26 protein-coding genes, 2 pseudogenes and 1 riboswitch are annotated in these 25,857 nt (G+C 42.3%); of the genes and pseudogenes, 25 read left to right on the top strand and 3 right to left on the bottom strand.

Features of this window, described 5'->3' with window-relative positions:
- From DC345_RS19870 to DC345_RS19805, 15 genes and pseudogenes are all read left to right on the top strand, one after another.
- Positions 1-1,681: pseudogene (locus DC345_RS19870) on the top strand (DUF456 domain-containing protein); the annotation flags it as partial.
- A gap of 3 nt (positions 1,682-1,684) precedes the next feature.
- Positions 1,685-2,338 carry a hypothetical protein gene (locus DC345_RS19865; protein ID WP_113054537.1) on the top strand — a complete coding sequence of 218 codons (654 nt, stop codon included), beginning with the start codon at positions 1,685-1,687 and terminating at the stop codon, positions 2,336-2,338.
- An 11-nt stretch (positions 2,339-2,349) separates the two neighbouring features.
- The gene (locus DC345_RS19860; protein WP_113054536.1) at positions 2,350-3,330 is read left to right on the top strand and encodes an XkdQ/YqbQ family protein; all 981 of its coding nucleotides are present in this window, start codon (positions 2,350-2,352) and stop codon (positions 3,328-3,330) included.
- A complete protein-coding gene (locus DC345_RS19855) occupies positions 3,330-3,653 on the top strand; it encodes a DUF2577 family protein (protein WP_113054535.1) in 324 nt (107 codons plus the stop codon). The genes DC345_RS19860 and DC345_RS19855 overlap by 1 nt, the downstream gene beginning before the upstream one ends.
- A gap of 3 nt (positions 3,654-3,656) precedes the next feature.
- Positions 3,657-4,100 (top strand): DUF2634 domain-containing protein, encoded by a 444-nt coding sequence (locus DC345_RS19850; protein ID WP_113054534.1) that lies wholly within the window; start codon positions 3,657-3,659, stop codon positions 4,098-4,100.
- On the top strand, positions 4,097-4,921 hold the full coding sequence (locus DC345_RS19845; protein WP_113054533.1) for a baseplate J/gp47 family protein: 825 nt from the start codon (positions 4,097-4,099) through the stop codon (positions 4,919-4,921). Before DC345_RS19850 ends, DC345_RS19845 begins: the two co-directional genes overlap by 4 nt.
- Positions 4,918-5,571: a DUF2313 domain-containing protein gene (locus DC345_RS19840; RefSeq protein ID WP_113054532.1), complete on the top strand. Its 654-nt coding sequence runs from the start codon at positions 4,918-4,920 to the stop codon at positions 5,569-5,571. The genes DC345_RS19845 and DC345_RS19840 overlap by 4 nt, the downstream gene beginning before the upstream one ends.
- Positions 5,571-5,891 (top strand): hypothetical protein, encoded by a 321-nt coding sequence (locus DC345_RS19835; protein ID WP_113054531.1) that lies wholly within the window; start codon positions 5,571-5,573, stop codon positions 5,889-5,891. The genes DC345_RS19840 and DC345_RS19835 overlap by 1 nt, the downstream gene beginning before the upstream one ends.
- Positions 5,884-7,185, top strand: coding sequence for a phage tail protein (locus DC345_RS19830; protein ID WP_113054530.1), 1,302 nt, complete (start codon positions 5,884-5,886; stop codon positions 7,183-7,185). The genes DC345_RS19835 and DC345_RS19830 overlap by 8 nt, the downstream gene beginning before the upstream one ends.
- Positions 7,186-7,812 carry a hypothetical protein gene (locus DC345_RS19825; RefSeq protein ID WP_113054529.1) on the top strand — a complete coding sequence of 209 codons (627 nt, stop codon included), beginning with the start codon at positions 7,186-7,188 and terminating at the stop codon, positions 7,810-7,812.
- A 1-nt stretch (position 7,813) separates the two neighbouring features.
- Complete coding sequence (locus DC345_RS19820) at positions 7,814-8,368, top strand: hypothetical protein (RefSeq protein WP_113054528.1); 555 nt, start codon at positions 7,814-7,816, stop codon at positions 8,366-8,368.
- A gap of 61 nt (positions 8,369-8,429) precedes the next feature.
- Complete coding sequence (locus DC345_RS19815) at positions 8,430-8,714, top strand: hypothetical protein (protein ID WP_113054527.1); 285 nt, start codon at positions 8,430-8,432, stop codon at positions 8,712-8,714.
- Positions 8,714-8,872 (top strand): hypothetical protein, encoded by a 159-nt coding sequence (locus tag DC345_RS31795; RefSeq protein ID WP_181586655.1) that lies wholly within the window; start codon positions 8,714-8,716, stop codon positions 8,870-8,872. Before DC345_RS19815 ends, DC345_RS31795 begins: the two co-directional genes overlap by 1 nt.
- An 89-nt stretch (positions 8,873-8,961) precedes the next feature.
- Positions 8,962-9,384: a phage holin family protein gene (locus tag DC345_RS19810; protein WP_113054526.1), complete on the top strand. Its 423-nt coding sequence runs from the start codon at positions 8,962-8,964 to the stop codon at positions 9,382-9,384.
- Entirely contained in the window at positions 9,377-10,189 is an 813-nt protein-coding gene (locus DC345_RS19805; RefSeq protein WP_113054525.1) for an N-acetylmuramoyl-L-alanine amidase, read from the top strand. The genes DC345_RS19810 and DC345_RS19805 overlap by 8 nt, the downstream gene beginning before the upstream one ends.
- 22 nt (positions 10,190-10,211) lie before the next feature.
- Here the strand turns inward: DC345_RS19805 and DC345_RS19800 are convergent, their stop codons facing one another.
- Positions 10,212-10,517, bottom strand: coding sequence for a hypothetical protein (locus DC345_RS19800; protein WP_113054524.1), 306 nt, complete (start codon positions 10,515-10,517; stop codon positions 10,212-10,214).
- Between the two features lie 287 nt (positions 10,518-10,804).
- Positions 10,805-11,011, bottom strand: coding sequence for a hypothetical protein (locus DC345_RS19795; RefSeq protein ID WP_113054523.1), 207 nt, complete (start codon positions 11,009-11,011; stop codon positions 10,805-10,807).
- Positions 11,012-11,128: 117 nt separating this feature from the next.
- Here DC345_RS19795 and DC345_RS19790 point away from each other — a divergent pair, with 117 nt between their 5' ends.
- Positions 11,129-11,782 (top strand): stalk domain-containing protein, encoded by a 654-nt coding sequence (locus DC345_RS19790; protein ID WP_113054522.1) that lies wholly within the window; start codon positions 11,129-11,131, stop codon positions 11,780-11,782.
- A 361-nt stretch (positions 11,783-12,143) separates the two neighbouring features.
- Here the strand turns inward: DC345_RS19790 and DC345_RS19785 are convergent, their stop codons facing one another.
- Positions 12,144-12,758 (bottom strand): hypothetical protein, encoded by a 615-nt coding sequence (locus DC345_RS19785; protein ID WP_113054521.1) that lies wholly within the window; start codon positions 12,756-12,758, stop codon positions 12,144-12,146.
- A 967-nt stretch (positions 12,759-13,725) separates the two neighbouring features.
- On the opposite strand from DC345_RS19785, the gene DC345_RS19780 reads away from it, so the two are divergent.
- The 9 genes and pseudogenes from DC345_RS19780 to DC345_RS19740 all read left to right on the top strand — a co-directional run bounded on the left by DC345_RS19780 (position 13,726) and on the right by DC345_RS19740 (position 25,857).
- Positions 13,726-16,764 (top strand): HD domain-containing protein, encoded by a 3,039-nt coding sequence (locus tag DC345_RS19780; RefSeq protein ID WP_113054520.1) that lies wholly within the window; start codon positions 13,726-13,728, stop codon positions 16,762-16,764.
- Between the two features lie 607 nt (positions 16,765-17,371).
- Positions 17,372-18,577 (top strand): annotated as a pseudogene (locus DC345_RS19775) (pilus assembly protein CpaF); the annotation flags it as partial.
- Positions 18,567-20,633 (top strand): hypothetical protein, encoded by a 2,067-nt coding sequence (locus tag DC345_RS19770; protein ID WP_113054519.1) that lies wholly within the window; start codon positions 18,567-18,569, stop codon positions 20,631-20,633. The pseudogene DC345_RS19775 and the gene DC345_RS19770, both read left to right, overlap by 11 nt.
- 55 nt (positions 20,634-20,688) lie before the next feature.
- The gene (locus tag DC345_RS19765; RefSeq protein WP_111619553.1) at positions 20,689-21,174 is read left to right on the top strand and encodes an ABC transporter permease; all 486 of its coding nucleotides are present in this window, start codon (positions 20,689-20,691) and stop codon (positions 21,172-21,174) included.
- Between the two features lie 16 nt (positions 21,175-21,190).
- A complete protein-coding gene (locus DC345_RS19760) occupies positions 21,191-21,589 on the top strand; it encodes a hypothetical protein (protein ID WP_113054518.1) in 399 nt (132 codons plus the stop codon).
- Positions 21,586-22,137, top strand: coding sequence for a hypothetical protein (locus tag DC345_RS19755; RefSeq protein ID WP_113054517.1), 552 nt, complete (start codon positions 21,586-21,588; stop codon positions 22,135-22,137). The genes DC345_RS19760 and DC345_RS19755 overlap by 4 nt, the downstream gene beginning before the upstream one ends.
- Positions 22,124-23,107 carry a hypothetical protein gene (locus tag DC345_RS19750; RefSeq protein ID WP_113054516.1) on the top strand — a complete coding sequence of 328 codons (984 nt, stop codon included), beginning with the start codon at positions 22,124-22,126 and terminating at the stop codon, positions 23,105-23,107. Before DC345_RS19755 ends, DC345_RS19750 begins: the two co-directional genes overlap by 14 nt.
- A gap of 132 nt (positions 23,108-23,239) precedes the next feature.
- On the top strand, positions 23,240-24,790 hold the full coding sequence (locus tag DC345_RS19745) for an ABC-F family ATP-binding cassette domain-containing protein (RefSeq protein WP_113054515.1): 1,551 nt from the start codon (positions 23,240-23,242) through the stop codon (positions 24,788-24,790).
- Positions 24,791-24,855: 65 nt separating this feature from the next.
- Positions 24,856-24,965, top strand: a riboswitch (TPP riboswitch).
- Positions 24,966-25,188: 223 nt separating this feature from the next.
- Entirely contained in the window at positions 25,189-25,857 is a 669-nt protein-coding gene (locus DC345_RS19740; RefSeq protein WP_113054514.1) for a thiamine phosphate synthase, read from the top strand.

Here is a 25,857-nt window from a genome sequence, read left to right as displayed (position 1 = left end):
CGGCACTCGTAAATTTGGTGGAGGAGGATCTTCTCCAATCGGAGGATCTGATCTTGTGTCCAGTATGAACGTTAATGCCACTCGTGTTTACGTTAATGGCAGCATGGGTGGCAACGGTGGGGGAAACAGCAAGAACAGACGTAAGAACAGAAGGAATGGCGGCTCAGGTGGATCAAAGTCGAAATCCAACACTTCGACCAAAAATACAACCAGAACGGATATTGTGAGTGATAAGAAGTCAAAGCCGCAAACGTCAACGAAGTCGAAAGTTAAAGACGTTTCTGCTAAGACGCCCAAAACGCCTAAAATTAATCCAAAGCTCGGACCCGATGGTTTGTTGTCAACAGGTAGTAAAACTCTCGGAGGTGCGGCCAAAGGCGTAATGAAAGGCCTTGGCGTACTTGGTACCATTGCTAATGTTGGTTTCTCAGCTTATGACATGTATGACACAGCAAAAGAACAAGGTTGGAAAGAAGCCATCTCCACAAAGGGTGGTTCGACGGTCGGTAGCTTGGCTGGTGGTACTATCGGTGGTCTAGTGGGTTCCTTGGTGGGCCCGCTTGGTACAGCTGCAGGTGCAGCGGTTGGTAGTTGGGCAGGTGAGAAACTTGGAGCACTTGCTGATTCAAGCGGACTTACTCGTGACATCGTGGAAGGTGTCTCGAATCTTACTGATTCTATAAAGGGCTGGATGGGGTTTGGCCCGAAAGAAGAACCGAAATCCGTTCCTGTAACGCCTCAGTTGCCAAAAGAATCATTTATAACTACTACTAGTTCTACCACTAAGGCAGGCGAAGAAAGGTTAAAGGCAGAAGCTGAACAGCTATATAGGAATATTGGTAAACAGGGTTTGGTTGACGGTATTAAAGAGTCAGTAACCGAGAGCGGCATTGTAGCAGTCGCAGATAAATTAAAGGAGACATTTGTAGGAGCTTTTAAGGGAGTAGAATCTAAAGAAGCAGAAAGCAACATCAAGTCCGTTGGGACAGCAGCCAAGGAAACCGAACAGAAGGCCAAGGATCTGGGCGTTACGACGAAGAATAGCACAAGGGACATTATCAGCGGCAACGGCCAGGCTGCATTAAGCTTTAGCGGTGTGAGCTCATCAGCCAAAAGCGCGATCGATCTGACCCGGCAACATCTTATGTCGCTCTCTACTGTATCCAGTCAGGGAAGCAGCTGGGGAAGTAACCTGATTAGCATGATGGCGGCGGGTATGCAAAGTAAATTCCCGACCCTGACCAGCATTGTGTCAAAAGCTGCAGGCGTTATTAAGGATTACCTTGGTTTCAGCTCTCCGACCAAGGCAGGACCTGCCAGCAAGTCGGACAGATGGGCGGGGAATTTCGTTTCCATGTTCTCCGATGGATTACGCCCAGACTCTATTAAAGATCGAATGAGTGTAATTGCTGGGACGATGCGGGACGGTGTTGATGGGATCGAGGGGGCAAGTTTGTCCGGAAGTTCTATCCCGGTTCGAACAACTCCGCTGTCTGCCCAGGCGTCTACTGGGAACAAGTCGGTAACGATCGGCAATATCACTATTGATTTCGGTCAACTCGCTAAAGGTATAACTAATTTTGCTGAGTTTGCTCAGATGCTGAAAAGTCCTGAAGGGCGCGCTTTACTTCGAGACGTACTAGGTGAAGAGTTATACAAAGCATTGGAGACAGGGGGTTAAAGCATGTTGGCCATGTCACAGGGAGCTATCCGGCTGACCTTTCCAATTACCCCAGCTGAGATTCAAATCACAACGGGTAATGAAGTAGATACTTTCAACGTTATCATTGGACAAGAACGTACAGGGAAACCCACTGCCAAGCTGCAGCGGGTTTCTTTTTCGACTATTTTGCCCCGCGAGTGGCGGGAACTGTGGGAGACGGACAAGAAACAGACCGTCACTTACAAACGGCCAGAAACCACGTGGCAACTGCTGGAGAAGTGGAAGCCCAAGCCGGTAGTGCTAAATTTTGAGGAATTGTTTTCCCAGACCATGTTTATCGAAAACATGGAGATCGTTTATAAAGATGGCCAAGGAAATATTCATATCACTATGTCACTGGTTGAACACAAGCCTGTGAAAATCATTTCTTACAGCAATACCAAGCAACTCCTGAAACCTGGTGTGATTATAACGAAGTCGTCCAAGAGTCGTCCTAACACAACGGCCAAGTCCAGTAAAAAGGACAAGAAGAAGACGACCAAAAAGAAGAAAAAGGCCACTGATAAAAAGAAGAGTACAGCTGCGGCAAAGGATGCTGCAGACAATGCAACGGGCGCATTTGATTACACAGGTCGCAAGAGTAAAATTGCGACAGCCAACAGCAAAGTGAAGTAAGGAGGGCGACCATGGATAAATTTGCAGTCATATACGGTAAACAGGATGCCAGGTCTGCCCTGACTCCTGCTATAACGGACATATCTTGGTCATCGCAACGGGATGAAATCGCGCGCAGTTTGACGGTGCGACTGCGTGACATTCCCATGGTTAGTGTGGCCGGTATGCTGATGTGCTTTTCCCACCGGATCGGCAAGGCGCTCCTGCATCACAAGAACCAGTTCTTTCATGGTCCGATCATCGACTATGAAAAAGATGAATTTACAGGTGCATGGGAGATTAAAGCCCGCGAAATTGGTTGGTACCTTGCCAAGAACAAAGGAACTCGGCCGTATTTGAAAGGTGAAGCAGGAGCTGAGTTGCAGAAGTACATCCAGACGACTGGCGTTGACTTCCGGTGTCCCAAACTCGGCTTTAATCTGGATGAACGATACGGGACGATGGCGCATTCAGAAGTCATTTTGGATGTGTTGCAAAAGGCATATGAGCGTAGCGGCTACCGGTACCATGTTGATGCGATCCGGACCGAAACGAATTTTTACTTGCAGGTCGTTCGTGAAGGCACCAATGAAAAGGTGCCTATTTTTGTGCCAGAACAGATGGAAGCAAGTTCTGCAGGTTACAACATTGAAGACACGTACACCGTTGTCACCGCCCAGAAGTACAAGGATGACAAACTATCAGCATCAGTCACTAAAACGAACGCCAGTGCATTGAAGACGTTCGGCCGCATGGAAGAGATCATTGAAGTCGAGGAAGACGAGAATCCGACGACGGTCGCAACGCAACGGTTGAAGGCCATGTCAAAGCCCAAGCAGATCAAGAAGATCACCGTACGTCATGAGGACCATACATTGGCTGGATTACGGGCTGGCTGGCTCGTGCTGATCAAGACAACTGTTGTCACCAAATGGATCGTGGAGAGCGCCGACAGTAGCTGGAGCAATGGCATATTCACGGTCAAGTTGGTTTTGGAACGGAGGGAAGGATAATGATGGGTGATGCGATCAAGTTGATGAAAGATAAAATGAAAGGCCACATCGATGCGAGGGATACCGAGCGGGCAACCCTTCTGAGTTGGCCAGATGCCAAGATTGAGGTGGATGGCGACCCACATCCGTATGAGTCGGGAAGCCTTGTCTTCGCTGATTACCTGCAGGAACGGGAAATTGACGTAACGTTTGATGTAACGGAACCGGAACCGATAACGATGAAGGGGAAACTACTCATTCCCAGCCCCCTGCAGGTGGGGGATCGGCTCCTGGTATCGCGTATGACAGGCCAACGTTATTACGTATTGGGGAAGGAGCGGTAACGTATGGATGAGGACGAAACGTTATTTCCTGAAATGGAACTAGAAGAAGTAGACGTCACGGATCTGGTGGATTCCATCCCATCAGAAACCAAATGGACGTACAAGATGGACTACCGGAACCGCAGAGCTGTCCTGGATGAGTCAGGGCGCCCGGTTCGGACAACCAGTTATGAGGAATTTCTTGTTGAGACCGCCATGAAGATCCTTTGTACGGAGCGATTCCAATATGTTGTATACACTGCTGACATCGGTGTTGAAAAATCGGAGTGGCCAGGTTGGGAAGACACTGAAATTATCCGCGACATCGAAGAAGCGCTGACTGCTCACCCAGAGATTGAGCAAGCCGAGGTGACGTCAATGACGCGTGTTGATCGGGGGATGGATTTGACCATTCAGATTACGGGTCTTGTAGGCGTGGCCGAACTCAATGAGGTGATCGATACATGAGCTTGACGATTAATGATTTGCCTAAATTCCCTGTTGTACCTGTGCTTGAGGAAACCCCGGACATGATTTATCAACGATGGGTTAACCGGGCAATTACGTTGGCTAACGAAAGAGGGCTGCCACCGCCTCCTGTGGGCGAGGGTGAATACTTTTATGATCTTTGGTACCCCATTGCCCAGGAGCTAGCCGAACAGCAAGAATTGTGGGGCTATGGTGTGCTGCAATCCACACCGATCTGGGCCGATGATGAGTTTCTGGATGCTCATGGCTGGGCAGACGGTATGGTCCGTAAAGATGGTGAATCCAACGACGACTATCGGCTGCGCATTCTTGATCGAGCTTTTGTCGAGGAAGGCAACGGCCGCCGTAAGGACTATGAACTATGGGCCAAGGAGATTCAGGGCGTGGGCGGTGCAGTGGCGGTTGAAAAGGAACGTCACGACAACTCCGTTGATTTGTATCTGACAGATATGAACGGCCAGCCGATCACAGCAGAATTTGCGGAGAGAGTCAAAACGTTAATGTGGGAGGATTACCGCATTGCAGGCCACGACTTGGCAGTGCATCCAGCTCCGATTTTCCTTGTCACGGTGAAAGCGACCTTGGAGACATCAGAAGACCTGCAACAGCTGGCCGAAACAATCCGGCAGCGTGTAGTGGCTTATGCCAATGGGCGCAGTAAGTTGCTATACAACTACATCGCCGCTTTACTGCTAGTGCCAGGCGTGGAGAACTACAGTGACTTTACCCTCAATGATGATGTTCAGGACATTGATGTTCCCCCTGTATCGTTCCTGCAGGTTGAGGTGAGTCTTTCATGATCCCAATTCGGTACCGTGAAGTCTTACCGCCCTATTGGTATGAAAATGAAGTAGCAGGCTGGCACTTCGGCGTCATGGAAGAAGAAATCGATCTGCGTGAGAAGAAGATGGATGAATTAGTGGATCAGTTCTTGTTGCAACGGGCAACCTGGGGGCTTGGCCTTTGGGAATGGATTTACTTCCGAACGGAACAGATCGGCTCAGTGACGAACCGGCGCGAAGCGATCCGCAGAAAGAAGTTGGCCAAGAAGCCATTCAAGCTGCCAATCTTACGACAGATCGGATCGCAGTATGGAAAGCTTTTGCAGGTGACGGAAGAGTTTTTGGCCAAAGAGATCCACTTTGAATATGACAGCAGCTCCCCAATTAACATGGTGGGGCTATTTAATGACTTTGAATATATTCGTCCTGTTCATATCAACCGTGCTGTTCCCGTTGTTAAGACATCAACACCTGCAATTACATTGGGTGGTAAGGGCTATTACCATGCTGTAGATTTTCCAATCTGCGGATTAGAGATGCCACAGGAACTGGGGACAAGCGGCGTCTTGGCTACTCAGAATATTACAATGGTTGCCACTACCGCGTACGTCCGGATCGACAGCCCGATAACAGGATTTGAAATACCCATGCAAGGAGGGACGACATAATGGCAGATGTTATTCAACCGCTAATGCTTGATTATGCGGTGACTGATGCTGATTCGCATTTTGATCATGCACTGGTAAACGTCAGTGGTGAGCTTGTGAAATATCCGATCCACAATACCGTCATTTCCGGAAGATCGATCCGCAAATATGTGTTTTTGAACGATACCGAAGTCATCGGGAAACAAATTCTTGGTGCTTCGCTTATGGATAATCAAGGCCGAACACTTGCTAACCAAGCTTTGAACGTTATTAAGAATGATCGGGGCTTTCTGATTGGCTTTGAGTTCAGTATCAAATTGGAGGTGAAGACAATTGTATAACAAACAGGAGTGGAAAGATGAGATCCCCGACCTGACCAAACCGATTATGGACCCTTCTACTGGAAAACAAAAGACTGATCCGCAGACAGGTAGACCTTTGTTTGAACTGGTCCAGGTTGGGACTCGCATTACATCAACTAGGCTGAACACAATGGAAAGCGGGATTGAAGCGGCTCATACATTGGTCGAGCAATTAGCCAAGGAGCTAGGAGGCAATTTTGTTGTGTCTGCTGATGGCGTGATGGGGTTAGCTTGCAGTGCGCAGGGGTTGAAGGTGACTTGGACAGCAGGGATTGCTTATGTAAGCGGTCGTCGGTACCAGGTACCTGCAGGTGAAATGGCGCTGAATCCAACTCAAGGACAATACGTTTATGTGGATGTTGACGGTGTGGTTAAGAAGACGACTTCGCAGGCAACAGCCAAAAAGGGATTAACGATTTTCTATGTGGCGACTGACACAAGTGGTGTCATTTCTACTACGGATCACCGAGTAAATATTAGGCTGGAAGAAATCTTGAAGCGATTGGAAAACGTTCAGATTCCAGACGCGTCCTTGACTGAAAAAGGAAAGGTGCAACTTGACAACGCCACGGACAGTACAAACGATACGACAGCATCAACTCCGCGAGCGGTGAATGCCGCCAAACAGGAAGCCATCAACGCGGCGAAGGCAAATGATGAGGAAGTGATTTTGCCGCAGGCAAACGCAAGCGCTCAGGGATATGCCAATGCAGCGGTGTTGCCTATTATCGGCGCTGACAATCCAAATATAATTAAAAACTCAGCAGCCCAGTTCGGTTTACATGGTTGGGTCCCTGGGGTCCCGTCAGCATGGACAATAGGCAGCATGAATGAAAGAGGGTTTAGACCATTTTCGTGTGATATAGTTTCATCTTCACAATATGCTATTTTAGAATCACAACCCTTCGCGATTGCAGCAGGAGCCTACAACCTACAGGCCCTGTTTAACTCTTTGGGTGCATCAGGGTCAACGATCAAGTTATACGTCGAGATTGTCAACTCAGCTAACAATAACAATGTCGGCACGCTTTTCGCTGATACGAATAAAACTTGGCACCGCAAAAACGCCTTAATAACCATTCCTACGGGTGTTACTTCCGCGAAGGTCCGTTTAGTTGTTTACGGAGGTATTGCTGGCTGGTCATTCGGGAGTAGAGAAATTTCGAGGATCAAGTTATCGTTCGGTTCATCTGATGTCCCATACACTGCCGAGGCTGACGACCTTGCATTGTTGGAGTACAGAAATAAAATGAGGTCATGGGGGGCGCTATAGATGGCTACACTTTTCAAAAGATTAGGCGCAGGAAATGATATCACTGCAAGCAGCACGGTCACAGCTTATACCGTTCCTACAAGTTATAAAACTATAGTTAAGTCTTTCATCATTACAAACTCTTCTGCTTCTAGCGTGATTATTTCTGTTGTCATGGCGAGCATTGGTATATTGTCCAATTACGTCATGAAGCCAAATGACACAATACTTGTTCCTGTGATGGATCAACTAATGGTTGCCCGGGATTCAATAACGGTAACGACGTCTACAGCAAACGCAATAAGTTATTACATTTCAGGCATAGAAACGCTGGTAGCTGACCCGGAATATGCAGATGTCTTGAGGTTGGGAGGTGGAGCTATACCTGTCACATCGGGAATTATTGTTACTACATCCTCAAAAGATAGATTAATTAAAGGGATTATTCTTTGTAATACAGCCGCCGCGGAAAGAAAAGTTTCGATGTGGATTTACGGGTGGAGTATATTGCAACCATTCACGATAAAAGCAAATGACACCATCCTTATCCCCACAAGTGACATTCTGATCCCAGCCGGGGAGTATGTAAGTGCTTCTGCCAGTGCTACTGGGGTCAATTATTACATTACGGGCAAGGAGTTGGGATAACATGCCTAGTGTCGACTTTTTCTCGTTAGGCAATTCTTCTTTGTCTGGTCCATCCAGCGGGAAATATAAAGCAGTACTACTGAATATCGGCGCTGGTAAAATTGTAATCGTACCCGCCCAAACAACGAACATGAACGCCGAAAACCTGGTTGATTTTGAAGCTGGGACTAAATTAATAAACATTGGAGTTGGCAACGTAGCCGGAGGCCCATGGCAAATGACAAGCTTTAATAGTAGCAATGTTTATATGCGATTCGCGTTGTTTGATTCTGCGGGGGTTCCGTGGTTCCTGCATGATATCGGGGCGCTGCAAACGCAATATAGCGTAGGCTCGATTACAATTGACTTGGTAAGCGGCGTTGCGACTACACTGCAAGCTTCTGGTAATTACGCTTTTGATGGATCAGCTTATACATGGAGAGGCATTTTCTTCAACAAACCAACAAACTTTAACGTTAACGGCCCTTTAAAATTAGGGGTTTGTGGAACGAATGCAACCCAAAATAATGGTAATTCACAGTATACTATCATAAACATGCGCGTCGCTTCTCTTTAGGTGGCAACGTGAACATACAGAAAAATAGAGAACTGAGTCTTGGAAGGGGGGGGACAATACAATGCAAACAGGTATGAGAATCATATATGATCAAGACGGTGAAATTGTACTTTCTTTCATGCCAAGTGACGGCTCGCCACGGAAAGAAATCACAAAATTAGAACATATTGATTTGGAATATGATGAGATCGATCTTAGCATTTATTATATCGAGAAGGTTGATCCAGAAACCAAAAAGCCAGTCATTAAAAGAATTCGTCCCGAATTGACTCCAGAAGAACGTATCAAAGAATTGGAAGATCAAGTGTTGTTGTTAGCCAATGAAAAAACAGGAGGGATTTTGTAATGATAAACGAAGTAGTTGTCCGAATTGCTGCTGAACGAATTTTGAATAAGGGACTTAATCCGAAAACCGGTCAAATGTACTTACTTGATGATATTACTAATCCTGATTATCGGCAGGCGGTTGAAGATTACATCTTGGAAAAAACTGAAGGTATTTAACACAGCGTTCCGATTCCGGGACGCTTTTATTATGCCTTCTGGAGTGATCAGGGGGCTTTTTTCATATTAAATAGATCGGGGATAGAAAGTTGGAGAACGTGGGGAAATGGGTTTTAGCCGTAGGTAGCTGGCTGGTGTCTTACTTATTTGGGGGTTGGTCTGCTGTGTTGGGAGTATTATTGGTGTTTGTAATTTTTGATTATTTAACTGGGGTTGCTGCTGGTTGGATGTCCGGGGAGCTTAGAAGCAAAATCGGGATGTTCGGTATTGCTCGTAAGGTGTTTATTTTTGCCATGGTTGCAGTTGGCCACTTGGTGGATGGCATTCTTGGAGATGGCCATTTGTTCCGTGACACTGTGGCATTCTTTTATATCGCGAACGAGCTGTTATCGATCACTGAAAACGGCGGGAAACTAGGAGCGCCTATTCCAAATGTTATCAAGCAGGCAATTGAAGTCTTGAAGGGTAAAGGTGGCAACGATAACGATAAAGGAGCTGGTACAAATGCTTAAGGTATGGATTGATGCAGGACATGGTGGTAAAGACCCAGGGGCAGTATCAAACGGAATTCAAGAAAAGGATATTGCACTGAAGGTATCGCTTGGTATCAAGAACCGTCTGGAAGCGGATTATGAGAACGTGCAGGTGCTACTCTCCCGATCCACGGATGTATTCTTGGAACTTCGCGATCGGACAGCCAAAGCGAACGCTGCCGGTGCTGACATTTTGGTATCCATTCATTGCAACGCTGGCGGTGGCAAGGGTGGCTTTGAGTCCTTCCGGTATACATCTGCTTCCGAAAACAGCATCAAGCTGCAGGACAAGCTACACAAGGCTATTATGGGCAAGCTTGGCGGCATAGATCGTGGACAGAAGGCACAGAACTTGCACATGGTGCGCGAATCTAAAATGCCGGCAGTGCTGACTGAGAATCTGTTTATTGATGTTGCGCCCGATGCAGATCGCCTGAAGCAGACTACCGTGATCAATGCAATTATTGACGGCCACGTGCAGGGTATTGCTGCATACCTGGGGTTGAAGATTAAAACGGTGAAGGAGGACAAGCCAGTGACACAACCAGTTACAACAAGGGATATTAACGTGCCAAGTAAGTGGGCAACGGAGACGTGGGAGGAAATGACGAAGAACGGATATTATGACGGGACCAGACCTGGTGCAATGATCACCCGTGAAGAATCCGCTATCGTGATGAATAGGCTAAGGAAAAATATCCTGAAGTTAATTGCAGGTGTGGATGGAGATATAAAAGAGTTGGATGAACGACTCCAAGAAATTGAAGGAGAAAAACGAACTTAATCAAAGTTGATAAAATATGAGTTTAATGGCGCCTAGCTTTGGATAAGGCATTTAATAATTCTTCCATAGTGATGCCTTCTGTTATGAGCACATAAAACATTGCTACAGATCCTAAAAATAAAGGAAATGAAATTGTAAAAGACATTATCATGTCTCCAAAACCAAGGTCTTCTTCTTCTTGAGTTTTAGAACGGAAAAAAATCCTCATAAAATTATAACGAATGCATTCTAAGAAAACTCTAAAGTACAAATAAGCTATATACAGAAGCGACAAAAGCAAACCAATAATAATTATGTATGCACAAATATTGAGTAAGGTATCGAACATATTAATCCTCCGAAATTCAATGAACACGTTTAGTCTAACAGACCTAGGAAAATGTTTCTAGATTTATTTGAAACAATTTACAAAATTGTAGAAATGGGTTACTATAATTTCAAATCCGAAAGAATCGGTAAAAAGGCACTGCTGGCATAACGCTGGCAGTGCCTTTTTTGTTTACATATATAGTTTGATCACGCATCGTGTCCGGCTCTTATTGTCTGCAGCACAACGGCAGCTTTGCGGCCCAGTAATCGTTTGACGTTCCGGGCCTTCTGATAATAATTCTAATCTTATTGTTCTACATCTAAAAATGGCACGGACAAAGAACAATGTTCTATTTCTTCTAATGGGACCCATTCAATACCATCCTGATGTTTAATTTTTACTCTCTTCTTATCAGAAGAAAGCTCGATTTTTCCTATGTACTTCGAATTATCGTCAAAAACTAAGCAAACTGAATATCCCTTATTTTCTGCCAAAAGTAGATCTTTAATCATTACAACCTCCGTGTATGGGTCTATTTATCTATAATATTATAATACTTATTTACTATATAGGGAAGTTTTGAGATAATGTTGTAGTACAAAACTAAAATAGTACTAAGGAGGAAGAAAATGAAATTTAAGAAAACAGGATTACTATTATTAGCATTCTTGATGGTTGGAGGAACAGGGGCGTACGCTGCATCAAAGAGTAAGACAGTTCAGGCAACAATAAGCAATTTCAAGTATGTTCTGAATGGTAGTAATTGGACGCCTCAATCAAAAACAGAACCGGTAGTTATCAATGGACAAACGTACATACCAGTAAGTCTAGCAAAAGAAGCTACGAAGACGAACATAACTGTCGACGCCAAATCAGGCAAAATGAGTTTCGGTGAAAAACTTGCTAAAACTCCTTTTGATAAAGAAAGAATTTACTATTTTTCAACATATGCTGGCCTTTCTAGAGATTCGAAATATACGGAGAATAAATACAAAGAAGTCGTTACAATTAAGAATTTAGGTCACATCGTGTTATATCCTAATAGTAAATATCAGACTTTGGTTCTCGATCTTAAATTAGCAGATGGATCTGGACAAATATTATTAAAAGATGAAGATACAGGTGAGCATATCAAATCGTTATTTCTAGAAGAAGGTAAGCAAGAAAGTGTAGAAATAAATGTAACAAGTATTAGTAATAAAGGAGTTAGACTTTATATGGAGGCAGACGACTTTAGTAAAGGGACAGTGCTAGTTGTTCAGCCAACTTCGCATTATAAGTAACATACTAAAGAATCCTGGACATTTAGTCAGGGTTCTTTTCTTTTTTTTTGTTGGAGGAATTACCACTCAATTCGTTGAACTTTCAACTATGGTGATCAAATGAATCGTACATATAAGGACTGGAAACTGATATGGATTTCCTCACGGCAGCATTAACCCAGTTGCATGTAAACGTTTGGTATATTCAAGCGGATAGTGAACAATTCATTGACTAAGGTGGCCCATTAGAAGGATATCCATCAAGATTATGGGAAGCAGATACTTCTGAGAGCAGCATTAGTTAGAGTACAAAAATGGAGCAGGAGGGATAGCCCTGCTGCTCTATTTTTTACAACTATATGTGTTTTAGCTTACGATCATATCATTCTATTCTATTGATATCTAAATATACTTTGAAACTATCGCTATTCAGAAAATTCCCATATTCCTCATTCAATATATGCATTTTCTTTTCATATTCATTATGAGACATTCCCTCGTTGTTTAGCATCCATAAAAACTCCATATGCTCCGTTAAGATTACATTAATACTCCGAGAAACATCTTTATTAAAAAGTAGTTTTGACTCTCTGAGTAGAGATAATATTTTAAAATTCAAATTTGAAGATTCATCTAGATCCTGCTGAGGCTCTAATTTAATTATTGCAGTAGTTTCTTGTATACTTTCTAACTTTTTATAAAACTCAAATCTATATTCATATTGGGATAATTTATTTGCATTTGATGCTATTGCTGCTTGCCTGATGTATGTAATAGATTGAACAACACTCACGATAACCAACATAAATGTAAATAGTAATGTTACTAAAGTGTTATTCTTTCTTACTAACTTAGGTATATTCTTAAGATAACTATATTTAACATCGTATTCCATTTTATTATCATTTGGAGAAGAAACATCTGGTGTTGTCAACGTTTCATGTGCGTTAGCTTCAACTTCTTTAGTTTCATTTTCTACAAAATTTTTATTATTCATAAAGCACCTCATTTTTAAGTTAACACGAAACTAGCATCCAGAACACCCTCTATGACCACGTCCAAGCGGTCGTAAGTCTGCTCGTATTGAAGCGCGAAATGCTCGTGATTTTCGTTATTAATATTTGAACTATGAATATACATACTATAATGGAAACTATTCCTTGTTAGGCGATCCAGAATGATTACATAGCTGCGATAGATTTCACAACGATTTACATACTTACCTGTCTTGTCTCCCTAAACCGAATGCGTCTTGAATAAACACTGATACGTTAGATTCTATGTTACCCCTACTTTCTTTTATAAATTTTATGAGATCTCACTTTGACTAAATCGAGTTTAGAACAGCTTTTATGTGAAGTCAAATCTCGACAAATAGGCTTTCTTACTCAAAGTTTCGTGAATTTCTAGTACAGCTTTCTACAACTAGCCTGTTTCCAGTAGTAGATAAAGTGTATAAGAGAACCTATTAACGATAAATACATATCTGAGGGAAATCAACTATGATTGTGCAAGACTCAGTTAAAGTTCATTAAATGTCGATGGAATTATATCTGTGAGAATTTAAAATTTTCTATGAAAAGTTCAGATGAGAGCTTTCAGTCGAGTTTTTGATGTCCTAGGATAAGTATCGCCTCTCCTATCTCTTTCCTCATAGTACTAAAAGGCTAGATAAATGAGTTTGAAATACCGAGGAAAACGGTTTTTTTTGTCATATTTGTGTAGAGTTTTGAAATGTCGCATGTTATATTTATCCTAATACTATTTACCTATATATGTCTTGAAGAATTACTTAACAAGTTAAATTTTAAAGGTGAATCCTGATTCCAATCTTAAAAAATATGATGCAGAGAGAGTTAACAGATTGATTCTATATCTAAGTTAGATTCCAAGAAATGTAGGGCAATAGGAATTCAACAATTCAAAAATGATCTATTAATACATACTAAAAAGGGGAAATTATATTGAAGGGTTTGAATGTGGAGAACGCTGTGTTATTTAAACAGCTTTTGTTGGTTGAAGATGTCACACAAAAATTATCACAATCGGTTTTAAAAATTGTTAATCACGTTACACCTCTATTGGCTCGTATTCCGGAAAATATGCGTGAATATACACTTCATGATGAAACACATAGTCTAAAAATAATTCGCATAATGGGGCGCATTATTCCTCCTGAAACACTTGTTCAGTTAAACGATATTGAACTTGCTTTTTTGATTTTATCAGCTTATTTACATGATATAGGGATGACCTGCTCTTACTCAGAAAGAGAGGATATTATTGCTGCTTCGTCTGAATATCAAAGTTTGCTGAAAATTGACTCTCTGTATGAAGAATATTTGGAATTCCAGAAAATAGGAAATAATAGAGCTGTTACAAGAATTGAAGATAAGATATTCACAGAGTTTTTAAGGAGAAATCATGTAAAGAGGTCTGCGGATTTTATCGAATCTCTGTTGTCTGATGGTGAATTTAAACTGGCTGTTGATGATATTTTGCTGTACAAGTATCTAATAAATATATGTGATAGTCATGGGGAACCTGTAGCTTGCTTAAAAGATAACCGTAAATATCCCAGGAATACTCTTATAGGTGAAAAATACGTAAATATTCAATATGTATCTTTAATTTTGCGTATGGCTGATATTTTGGACCTAGACCCGGAAAGAACCCCAAAGGTTATTTATGATTTTGTTTCTCCTGAAGACCCAACAAGTATAATAGAATGGAAAAAGCACAGATCTATTATTGGTTGGGACATTTCTTCAAACAGAGTAGTGTTCGAGGCAGAATGCACATCTCCAGAGGTAGAAAGAGCCTTGAGAATTTTTATGGAATGGATTGAAATAGAAAGAAAAGAGAGTTTTGAGTTGTTGAAAAACTATCATGATGATATTTCTGTTAAATACTTATTGCTGTTACATGAACCACTAAATATGGACCGTATTAGATCTGATGGCTCTTACATCTATAGTGATGTTAAATTTCATCTTCATTACGAGAAAATAATAGAATTATTAATGGGGCAACGTCTTTATCGTAATCCAATTACAGCGCTTAGAGAGCTACTTCAAAATGCTATTGATGCTATAAAGGCAAGAAGATTCCTCAATAGTAATAAATATGAGAAGTTCGAACCTAAAGTAACTGTTGAATATAAAAACGATTTTCTTGTAATTGAGGATAATGGTATTGGAATGGATGATAAAGTATTTAATGAGTTTTTTCTACAAGTTGGAACAAGTTATTACAAGCAACCGAGATTTTTTGATACAAATTTAGACGTTGTAAGTGAATTTGGTATAGGTGTGCTTTCTGCATTCATGGTTGCTGATTCTATGGTAATTGAAAGCAGAATGGAACCTGAAAATCCACTAACGCCTCCTTTACCTATTTATTATGAGATTCCAACAGCTCATAGTTATTGTGTAAAAAGACATTCAGATCGAACGCAAGTAGGAACAAAGATAACTCTAAATCTAAAGAAAGGCCACCCTTTTTCTGAAGATTCAATTGTCCAAGTTGTTGAAGAAATAATTCCCCATCCATCTTTTCCAATTTACATTAATACAACAAAACAAGAATACACACACAGAGGGGTTTCAATAGTCGAAAATTTGATGTTCAACGAGGATTTAGATAGAGAGAGTTTTATAATAGATGGACAGAGGCATTTAGCGAACATGGATGAGCCATTTACTCATTATCTTTTTAATGTTGATCTGAATAATCTAAGAGATATCAAAATAGAAGGTAAATTGCAAATCGTAAATGGAGCAGGTGTAAACTTAGAGTGCGATTTATCTGGTTGTATAACACAAAGGTCTTTTAATCTTGGAATGCCAATAATAATTGAAGGGAAACTCAAGTTAGAGAATTCAAGATCCTTGGAACAATTGTTTCCATTTTGGGCAAATATATACGCCGATATCAATATCTATGAACGTGAATGTCTAACTGTAACACCAGATAGAACTGAGGTTATTAAAGACGAGAAGTTTAAAAAAATTAAGATGGAATTGGAACATGCGATTATATCTAGTTTTCAAAAGCATCTTGATGAATACAAGGAAAACCACTCGATTGACAAGTACCATGATTATATGGATCTTTTATTCGAGGCAGGGTTCATTGGAATACCGAGTCATTCCTATGAAAACCTTACAGAAGAAGCAAGAAATTTCTTTCGAGAATATGTTTCTGTTCCTGTTATTAATGAGGATGGTAAGATAGTTAGAAAGTTTGTTGCGGAATTATGTTCTTATGATACTTTGGGAATAATGGAAAATTATAATGCAGGTGGTTTTTTGGACGAACTGATTGATTTTGTTGTCAGACACCCGAAGATGCCAATCATAGCTATAAACGAGTTTAACATGAGACTTTTCTACAAAATGGATCCTGTAATTTACTCAATATACCTTGAAACTGAAACTGTCAATAGACTTAGTTTGCCAAGTTATTTAATACCCCCGGACATTCCTGGAATAGAAATTGAAATCTTATGTAAGGATAATGTTAAGAAGAGGGATTCTAAGGGGCCTCAAAAATATGAAGCAGCCGAAGAGATACTTGCAGACATTAATGATAAATCTACAAAAGTAATTTGTATTCCCAATGATTCATTAGACAACCAACATATTTTTAATATATCGCATCCAATTATATCACCTTTGCTTAACGGAACCCGTTTTAAAAATATTTCAGCTGAGAAGATCTTTTATAAACTTAAAAGCAATTTTACAGATATTATGGTTCAATATATAGATTCGATTGATGATCCTGAAAATGCCAAACTGCAGTATACCTTGAGAAATTCATCCCATACTTCAATGTCAATTGGAATATTTTACAATGAGCCTGAAACTTTCACGAAAATGAAAAAGGCAATTGATTTACATTGGACTGAAATGACAAGCCAAGGATTTGTTAATGAAATAGATTATCCTGAAATAAGAACCTCCGACTTTCCATGGTATTGGAATATTGAGAGATTTTGATTTTATTATTTAAGTAATCAAAACCGTAATGGAAAACAGGTGCAACTTTCTAAGATCCGAGTATTTGACATGAAATACATTCTAAAGTAAATAAGGACCTAAATTTCTTTTTTTAATCTTTTTCTATTAAAATATATCGCAAATGTTACTAAAACTGATTTTGGCTAGGGCATAAAACCCTAGTCTTTTTTATTTCCTTCAAATTGCACTCAGCAATTACTTAGTTAGTATGATAGTGAATACCTTAACAACTACAGAATGAATACGAAATGTTTGATGATTTGTGGGAATATTCCATGCGTTTTTCTACACTTGTCCTGTCATGGGGGAGGGCATCATGAGTTGTAATGAGATTTTAGGTAAGTCAATACTAAATACTAGAAATAGTACTTTTATTTGCTTTTGCTGATGAACCTTTTTTGAAGTCTTGTGAATAAACAATCTTAAGATATCATGTAGGACAACTTACATATTTGTGCATGAAAAAATCACAGAAAACTCACGTTTTTTGCGTGAGTGAAAGAATAAGAGCGAATAAAAAGACTGTTTAAAGAAAGGCAGGTTTGTGAAATCAATGCTGTATGAAACTGGACGGTAGCAATAGAAATATCAACATTACAAAGGTTTCTCGGTGGTTGATGAAATAAGAGATCAACGAATAGATGGCGTTAGTGGTGGTGTGAGCGGCATGCTGGATGCCCTTCAGGATATGGGGCTACGGCAGCCAGCTTCGTGGAATGATCTGCTCACGGATGGACTTGAAGATGCTCCCCTCGAAGAACCACTTAGTGGAATGGAAAGTGTCTGGATTTTCTATAAAGGTAAGTCCATTCATCTGTCCTTCCTGTCATTTGGCAGTATCCGTGAACTGAAGAGGGTATGTCAGAATATTTATAAATACAACTATCCGGGACAGCTTTCGGAGGCGAATGGGTACAAGGTGAACGAGATGAAGGATGGATCACGTGTCGTTGTTGTACGTCCTCCCTTTGCCGAATCATGGGCATTCTTTGTCCGGAAATTCGATATTCCCAATGCTTCACTGGAACAGTTGATTACTGGTAACAACGCAGGTCTGCCAATCACTTTGCTGCAATTTTTGATGAAAGGCAGCCGAATTACAGCTGTAACAGGAGCACAGGGGTCGGGAAAAACGACCTTACTTATGGCGATGGTGAAGCATATTTACGCTTCGTATACCCTGCGTGTACAGGAGATGGCTTTCGAGCTACAACTGCGGCGTATATACAGTCGCCGTAACATACTAAGTTTCCGGGAAACGGAGCACATCTCAGGTCAACAGGGACTGGACTTACAGAAAAAGACGGATGGTACTGTAAATATTCTCGGTGAGGTCGCAAGTGATGAAGTAGCCGCATGGATGATTCAGATGTCCCAGGTTGCCAGTCTGTTCACCCTGTTTACCCATCACGCCAAAACGTTTCGTGATCTGGTCTTCTCCCTCCGTAATTCACTACTCAAAACAGGTATGTTCCAACATGAACATATTGCCGAGGAGCAGGTCGTAAGTGTCATTAATTTTGATGTACATATGAAAAAGGACGCAGAGGGACGAAGATATATCGAACGAATTACGGAGTGTCTGCCACGCGCGAATAAAGGGGATAGCGTGGAGGAACGGGCGGGATTTACGTTTCGCAATGTGATTGAGTACAGGGATGGCAATTACGTCATCACAGCTCCGATCTCCATAGGGAGCATTACGGATATGCGGGATCAGATGACACTGCAGGACGCTGCGCTGTTCGAACAGTTCATCAAGCAACATTGGGGTGATACCTATGACCGTTAAGTTTGTTCTTCTCTTGGTGCTGGGGATATGTGCAGGTGGCTTGATAATCACGCTACTTGTACTGAACCTGTTACGTCATAGAGGAGGAGATAATGCAAGTAAATCTATCGGGATCGCTACGCTAAACGGAAATCGTACGCTGCGGTGGGGATTGTTCCTATTACAGTCTTATCGCTGGGGCATGAAAGTGCCGCTGCTCTCTTCCTACATTTTGCAAGTACAGAAACGAATTTCATTCCGGCATGTCGGCGACGAACCATCATTAAGACGAATGACAATGAGCGTGGTCTTAATGATCCTCGGAGGATACGGGAGTATTAGTGTAATCCTTTTTCTTATGCAGCCGGGTATCGCCTTTGTCATATTGTCGGTACTCTGTGCAGTAGTTCTAAACAGCCTTGTACTGGATATGTGTCTGAATCGTATGGAGAAACGACTGTTGGTACAGATGCTGGACCTGTTTGCCGACGTGAGACATCGGTATCATCAGCATGGAATGGTAGAGGAAGCACTGTATGAAGCAGCGGAAGCAGGTAAAGGAGAGGCTGCCGAGCAAGTGCTGTTGATCTATGAAGCATTGACTTCTCCAGATCCGAACGAAGCTTTGGAACGATACTACGAGATTGCGCCAAATCGTTTTCTTAAAGGTTTCGCCGGTATTTCATATATGGTGATGGAGTTCGGGGATAAAGACAGAGCACAGGGTTCGATTTACTTGAAAGGCCTGGGGAATCTGACGCAGGAAATTCATCTGGAGATTTTGCGGCGGGACAAATTGGACTATTTGTTAAAAGGGTTGAACATCATTGCCCTTGCCCCCGTTCTGTTCACCGCTCCAATTGAACGTTGGGCCAGAGGAAGTTTTCCGACGATGGATGAGTTCTATCGCAGCAAAATCGGCTTTATAACCAAAATATCCATCTACGTCATCATCATACTTGCCTACCTGCTTTTGCAAAGACTTCAGCAATATGATGAAACCCGTTATCGGACAGGACGCAAACACTCCAGAATGGATCAGTTCTTATACAAGCAGACGTTCATTCGTAAACTTGCGATGTTGTTCGCGGCAAAACCTGGCAGTACCAACTACAGTCAAACCGTAAGACTGATGCGGGAAAGTAGCTCGGAACTGAAATATGAATGGCTTTCTATACGAAGGCTGATGTTATTTGCAAGTTGTTTTGTCCTGACCATTGGCTGTGTTTTGCTGCTGCATCAGGTTGAACGAAATCATATTTTATATGACCCCGTGAGAGATGACCGGATGTTTGGCTCGATGGGAGAGGCAGAGTTGAAGCAGGCTACAGAAAAAGCAAGCCTGGATCAAGCTGTACTAGAGCGCATTGAAATGAAGCGAGGAGCCACTTTTGATGAGATCTCCAATGCACTGCAGTCCGTGAATCCCGTTCAACTGGACCATGATACACAGAATGAAACAATTGCACGCATCCTGCAGAAGCTGGAAGGTTACAACAAACAATACCTCCGCTGGTGGGAGTTAATTATTGCAATGATGATAGGTATTGCGGGTTATCACATGCCGATCTGGCTCATGATGTTCCAGCGCAAAATGAGAAGTATGGATATGAGGCATGAAATCTATCAGTTTCAGACGGTTATCTCGATCTTGCGAGAGATGGATCGTATGTCCGTAGAGGAGATACTGGAATGGCTCAATCGCTTTGCTGTTATTTTCAAAAGGCCATTGCAAAAATGTCTGTTGCACTTTGAACATGGGCCGGAGCATGCGCTTGAACAATTAAAAGAAGATGCTGGGCTGCCTGAATTTCAACGTTTGGTTGAAAAGCTGCAACTTGCACTTGGGAAAATTTCAATTCGAGAAGCATTTGATGATCTGGATAGCATGATGGCCTTTTATTTTGAACAACGGAAGCAGGAATACACCAAGATGATTGATGTTAAAGCGTCATGGGGGAGAATGATCGGGTTTACACCGATGTATGCCCTGATCTTCCTCTATCTGGTCATTCCGCTGGTAGGCATGAGTTTCCTACAAATGAACATTTATTATGAACAGATTCAGAAACTGTAACGATCATGTACGTCACAGTCTGAAATAAATTAAAAACAATATAGGAGGATTTATCATGAACAATGCATCAAGCGCTTTAAAGGTGGCAGCAGGCATCTTTCTGACCATCGCCCTTATTACGATTGTAGTTCTATTGTTTATTTCGGCTCAGGAGGCGACCAAAACGGCACAGAACAATTTTGCCGATATCCAGACCGAATTGTCTCAAGCTGCATTTACCGTGTATGACGGAACAACCATTAGTGGATCACAGGTTACAAACGCGTTGCGTAAGTATGCGGACAAGGATCAGTTCGGTATTCAAGTTATAACAGGTAAAAACAAGGGAGGTCAATGGTACGGTAATCAGTTGAACATCTCCCAGGATCTCAATAATGCAGATTATGGTTCGGTTATTACACCTGACGAGAAAGTGGGCGTTATCAACCAGACCATGAGTGAAAAAGACAATCAATATGTCAATCCAAGTGGTAAATTCAAAGCAATTATCGTAAAAGACAGATCTAATGTGGTAAGAGGGCTTATTTTCCAGCAATCCTGACAGGAGTTGGTTTAACATGTCCCAGAATACACAGCAGCTTATGTTGTTCTGTACGGCGGTTGTCTTATTTGTGACAGCCTGCCTGTACGGGCAGCAGAATGTTCGGGTTCTATCAGACGCATTAAATCATTTGGTGAAGACGACAGCAGACATGGAAGGACGGGTGAATACCACGCTACGTATAAGCCAGCCAATCCGTTATAGTGGTGCTGAAGTCTTACACACTGTGAGGCAAATGACAGGGACAACGGTCAGCGTGGAGGTGGACGGGATTGCATATGTCATTGATCCTCTTGTAAACAGAAGAGGAACCATACCTGTGCAACTTGCAGCTTCGTATAGACCTGAGTTCATAAGAAGTGAAGCTGGCGCACTGCTAAAGATTGCATTTTGGAAGGAGGCCAGTACACCTTGATTAATGCTGCATCCAAGCTGCTTGCTGTTTTGCTAGCAGTGATTTTGCTTTATGTATACCCGGCAGCAGAGACTGCTAATCGACAGGATGACATGGCACGCATGACTGTTGTTCAGACGGTTACCCGTTTTGTCGATGCAATCAGAACAAAGGGATACATTTCCCCTGCCATGTATGCAGAGTTCGAAGAACAGATGGCCCGAACGGGGAATGCCTATGAGATTTCTATGGAACATTTGCACAAAAAATATGTTCCTCATTACTCGGATCCGATGGATCAGAGCACATTTTCTGGTACTTATGAAACTGTGCAGGATGGTTATTATTCAGCCCAGATTAAAGCAAAGCTGTTTCCTTCGTCTGGTGTGCTGGCTTTAGACGATCCTGGGCGCAGATATACACTGGCAATGGGGGATTTCTTCACAGTAACCGTCAAAAACACCAATCGCACACCTGCCATGCTGATTCGTGAGTGGTTAAACGGGTCTGCGCAAGCTGCAGCTGTGTTTACCACATATGGGGGTATGGTGCTCAATGAAGATTACTGATCTTTCCATTGTGTTTGTGCTTATCTTTTTACCTATATTCTGGGTTATTTCTCACAATACAGACAATGCCCAGGAGGCTCAATATTTAAGCAATCGATATAAGATGGCACTTCAGACTGCTGTACTGGATGCAGGGGCCGTGATGCATCAAAATGAGAAGCAAAACGATGAAGCAGGGTATGATTCGACCAAATTTGTTAAAGCGGACAAAGAGCTTGCCTTAGCTACGTTTACTCAAACAATGGCGCTAAATATGGGGATTCAGGATGATCCTGCGGCTATACGGGCCATGTTTAATTACATTCCTGCAGTGGTCGTGCTGGATTATGATGGTTACTATATTTTGGCGAACGAAACAGAAGTGACCGGAAATCTTGAAGATTCATTCCGGCAAGTTTGGAGTCCCAAAAAGCCCTATACATATTCTGATTCAAATGGTAGCAGTATTAATTTTACACTCGATGGGTATGTATATGCCTACGATGCAGGCTTGGGTATGTGGGTTGAAGGGTTCCAGAAAGAACTGGCCTCCAGCACACAAATCCCTCTGCTTCAGAATACCGAAACATTTGAGCAGATCAGACGAAGTCGTATCGTGACAAGTGTGCAGGAAGAATTGGCAGATGTTATTAACCGGCATAATGAGTTTGCAAGAAGGAATGGTGTTTCCTATACCTTTACCATGCCTTTGATTTCTCAGGAAGATTGGTACAATTCGATTAATGACACGGGGCTTATGGCTTTTATTCAGGGAATACCTGTAGGTAACCAAAAGATAAACAATTATGCCATTGGTGGTGGCAGACTGGTGAAGAAAACAGCGATCGTTGGCGGAGTTGATCCGGTAAGTGGAATTAAATACTATTATCCTTCCACATGTAACAATGGTTACAGAGCGGAAGAGGTATTTACAAATGCCAAACAAGCGGCAGCACAAGGTTATTTTGAGTATAACTGTTCCATAAATTAAAGGCGGTTTGTTTGTAATAAAAAAGCGAGGTTGCATGAGATGTTTACATTACTTTCAGAAAAGGCGACACCTGTGCTAAAATAGGGTTTCGGAACGATAGTAATGTCCAATAGATAGGAGCAACCTCATCTTATGAGTTTATTGTCAGTAGAGAACGTGAGTCACAATTTTGGAGACCGCACGTTATTTAAAAATGTATCTTTTCGTTTACTTGCCGGAGAGCGTGTAGGTCTTGTTGGTGCAAATGGTGTGGGCAAGTCCACACTGATGAACATTCTTACCGGGAAATTGTTAAAGGACGAAGGGAAGGTCGAATGGACCCCCAAAGTTCGTTATGGATATCTGGACCAGCATACCAAGCTCACACCTGGAAAAACGATTCGTGATGTGCTTAAGGATGCGTTCCTGCCCTTGCTTGAGTTGGAAAAAGAAATGATGTCCATCACAGATCAGATGGCAGACGCCGATCCAGACAAGCTCGAATTGTTGCTGGAAGAAATGGGAGACATTCAAGAGCAATTGGAGCAAGGTGATTTTTATCTGATTGATGTGAAAGTGGAAGAGATGGCAAATGGACTGGGCTTGTCCGCCATCGGTCTGGATCGTGACGTGGCCGCGCTTAGTGGTGGTCAACGTACGAAGGTATTGCTTGCCAAGCTCTTACTGGAGAAACCAACTGCTCTTCTGTTGGATGAGCCGACGAACTATCTCGATGTGGAACACATCGAATGGCTGACGCGTTACTTGAAGGACTACCCGTATGCGTTCATTCTGATTTCGCATGATACGGAATTTATGAATGAGGTCGTTAACGTTATTTATCATCTGGAATTTGCCAAATTGACGCGTTACGCAGCAAACTATAACAAATTCCTTGAAATGGCTGATATGAATAAGGCGCAGCATATTGATGCTTATGAGAAACAGCAGGAGTATATCAAGAAGCAGGAAGATTTTATTCAACGGAACAAAGCCCGTGCTTCTACTTCTGGTCGTGCCAAGAGCCGAGAGAAGCAGCTCGGTAAGATTGAACGGATCGATCGTCCAGACGAAGCGGCCAAACCCACATTCAAATTCAAGGATGCCCGGGCGAGTAGTAAAACCGTCTTTGAAGGCATTGATTTTGAAATTGGATATTCATATGCATTATTGCCCAAGATGACGATGACGATTGAGCGTGGGGAGAAAATTGCCATTGTTGGTTGTAATGGTGTAGGTAAATCCACATTGCTTAAGACTATCTTGGGAAAAATCCCACCAATCAGCGGTAAGACTTTCCTGGGTGACTATCTGGAAACAGCTTATTTCGAACAGGAAGTACGTGCAGGAAACATTACCCCGATTGAAGATGTGTGGAATGAATTTTCTCATCTGACACAGAATGAAGTCCGGGGCCATCTCGCACGTTGTGGATTGAAAAATGAGCATATCACTCGTCCGCTTAATGCGCTTAGTGGTGGTGAACAAGCCAAAGTTCGTTTATGTAAACTTCTGATGCGTGAAAGTAATTGGATTTTGTTCGATGAGCCTACAAACCATTTGGATGTTACGGCTAAAGCAGAGCTGAAACGTGCCTTGCAAGAATTCAAGGGTACCGTGCTGCTCGTATCCCATGAACCTGATTTTTATGAAGATTGGGTTACCAAAACATGGGATGTTGAAGCTTGGTCCGAGAAACAATAACGTAATAAATGGAAATTGTACGGTGACAAAAAAGGGTGTCTATGGTAACATAGGCTACAGCTTCATATGAACACTAGGGGGGCCGCACGATGCGGCTGAGATGGAAGAATGCGATTCCGGACCCTTTGTACCTGATCTGGATCATACCAGCGTAGGGAAGTGGCGCGTTTCAACTAATGACAAAGAGCGTTATCGATGACTTTTGCGATATTGCCTGCAAGATGAATCATGCATCTCTATGTATACAGCGTTGCGATTATGGATGGTTTCTATAGTTGTTATCCGTTATGTATAGAATAATTGCATGCGGCAGTCATTCAGTTGATCCATGAATTTTTAAATTCGTGGCCACTCCCCTACGGGAGTGGCTTTTTTGTTGTTTTATATCAGCTTAAATCATGCAAGAGGAGGCGGACAGGACGGCAATCTTCCACGAACATGTAACAACAAAAGCTTTCGAACTGCATGTGGTTTCACCAGGTACAGGAGACATGGACTCTTTTCTGAATATTGCTAAGTATATATGGCAGTGGGTTGATTATATTCACATTCGGGAAAAAAGGCTGTCCTTTGAGCAACAGATGTATTGGGCGCAAAGTCTGAACACACAAGGTGTTCCATCTAACCAAATCATTATGAATGGCTTAGATCGGCTGGATCAACATACGTTGCTTGGTGGTGTGCATTGGGGGCAAACAGTTATTCGCAGTTACGATAAGGATGAGTTGAAGAGAGTCGAGCGGCTGCGCGTAGGCATATCGGTTCATTCTCCGGAAGAAGCAAAAGTTGCAGAAGAACGTGGAGCGGATTATCTCTTTTATGGGCATGTCTATGCTTCAAATAGCAAACCAAATTGCGAACCCAAAGGGCTTAGTGCATTGGCCGAGGTATGCTCCAATGTTTCGATTCCGATAATCGCAATTGGCGGGATTAGAGCTGATAATATTGCTGCCATTCGAACTGCTGGTGCCAGAGGGGCCGCTGTGATTTCAACGATTTGGGCGAACGATGAGCCGAAACTAGCCGCGGCATCATTACGGCAGGCAATCACAGATTCAGAGAAGTAA

The sequence above is a fragment of the Paenibacillus taichungensis genome, from assembly GCF_003287275.1.
Lineage (GTDB): Bacteria > Bacillota > Bacilli > Paenibacillales > Paenibacillaceae > Paenibacillus > Paenibacillus taichungensis_A.
Note: the sequence above shows the minus strand (reverse complement) of the source record. Positions and strands in the feature narration are given on the sequence as shown.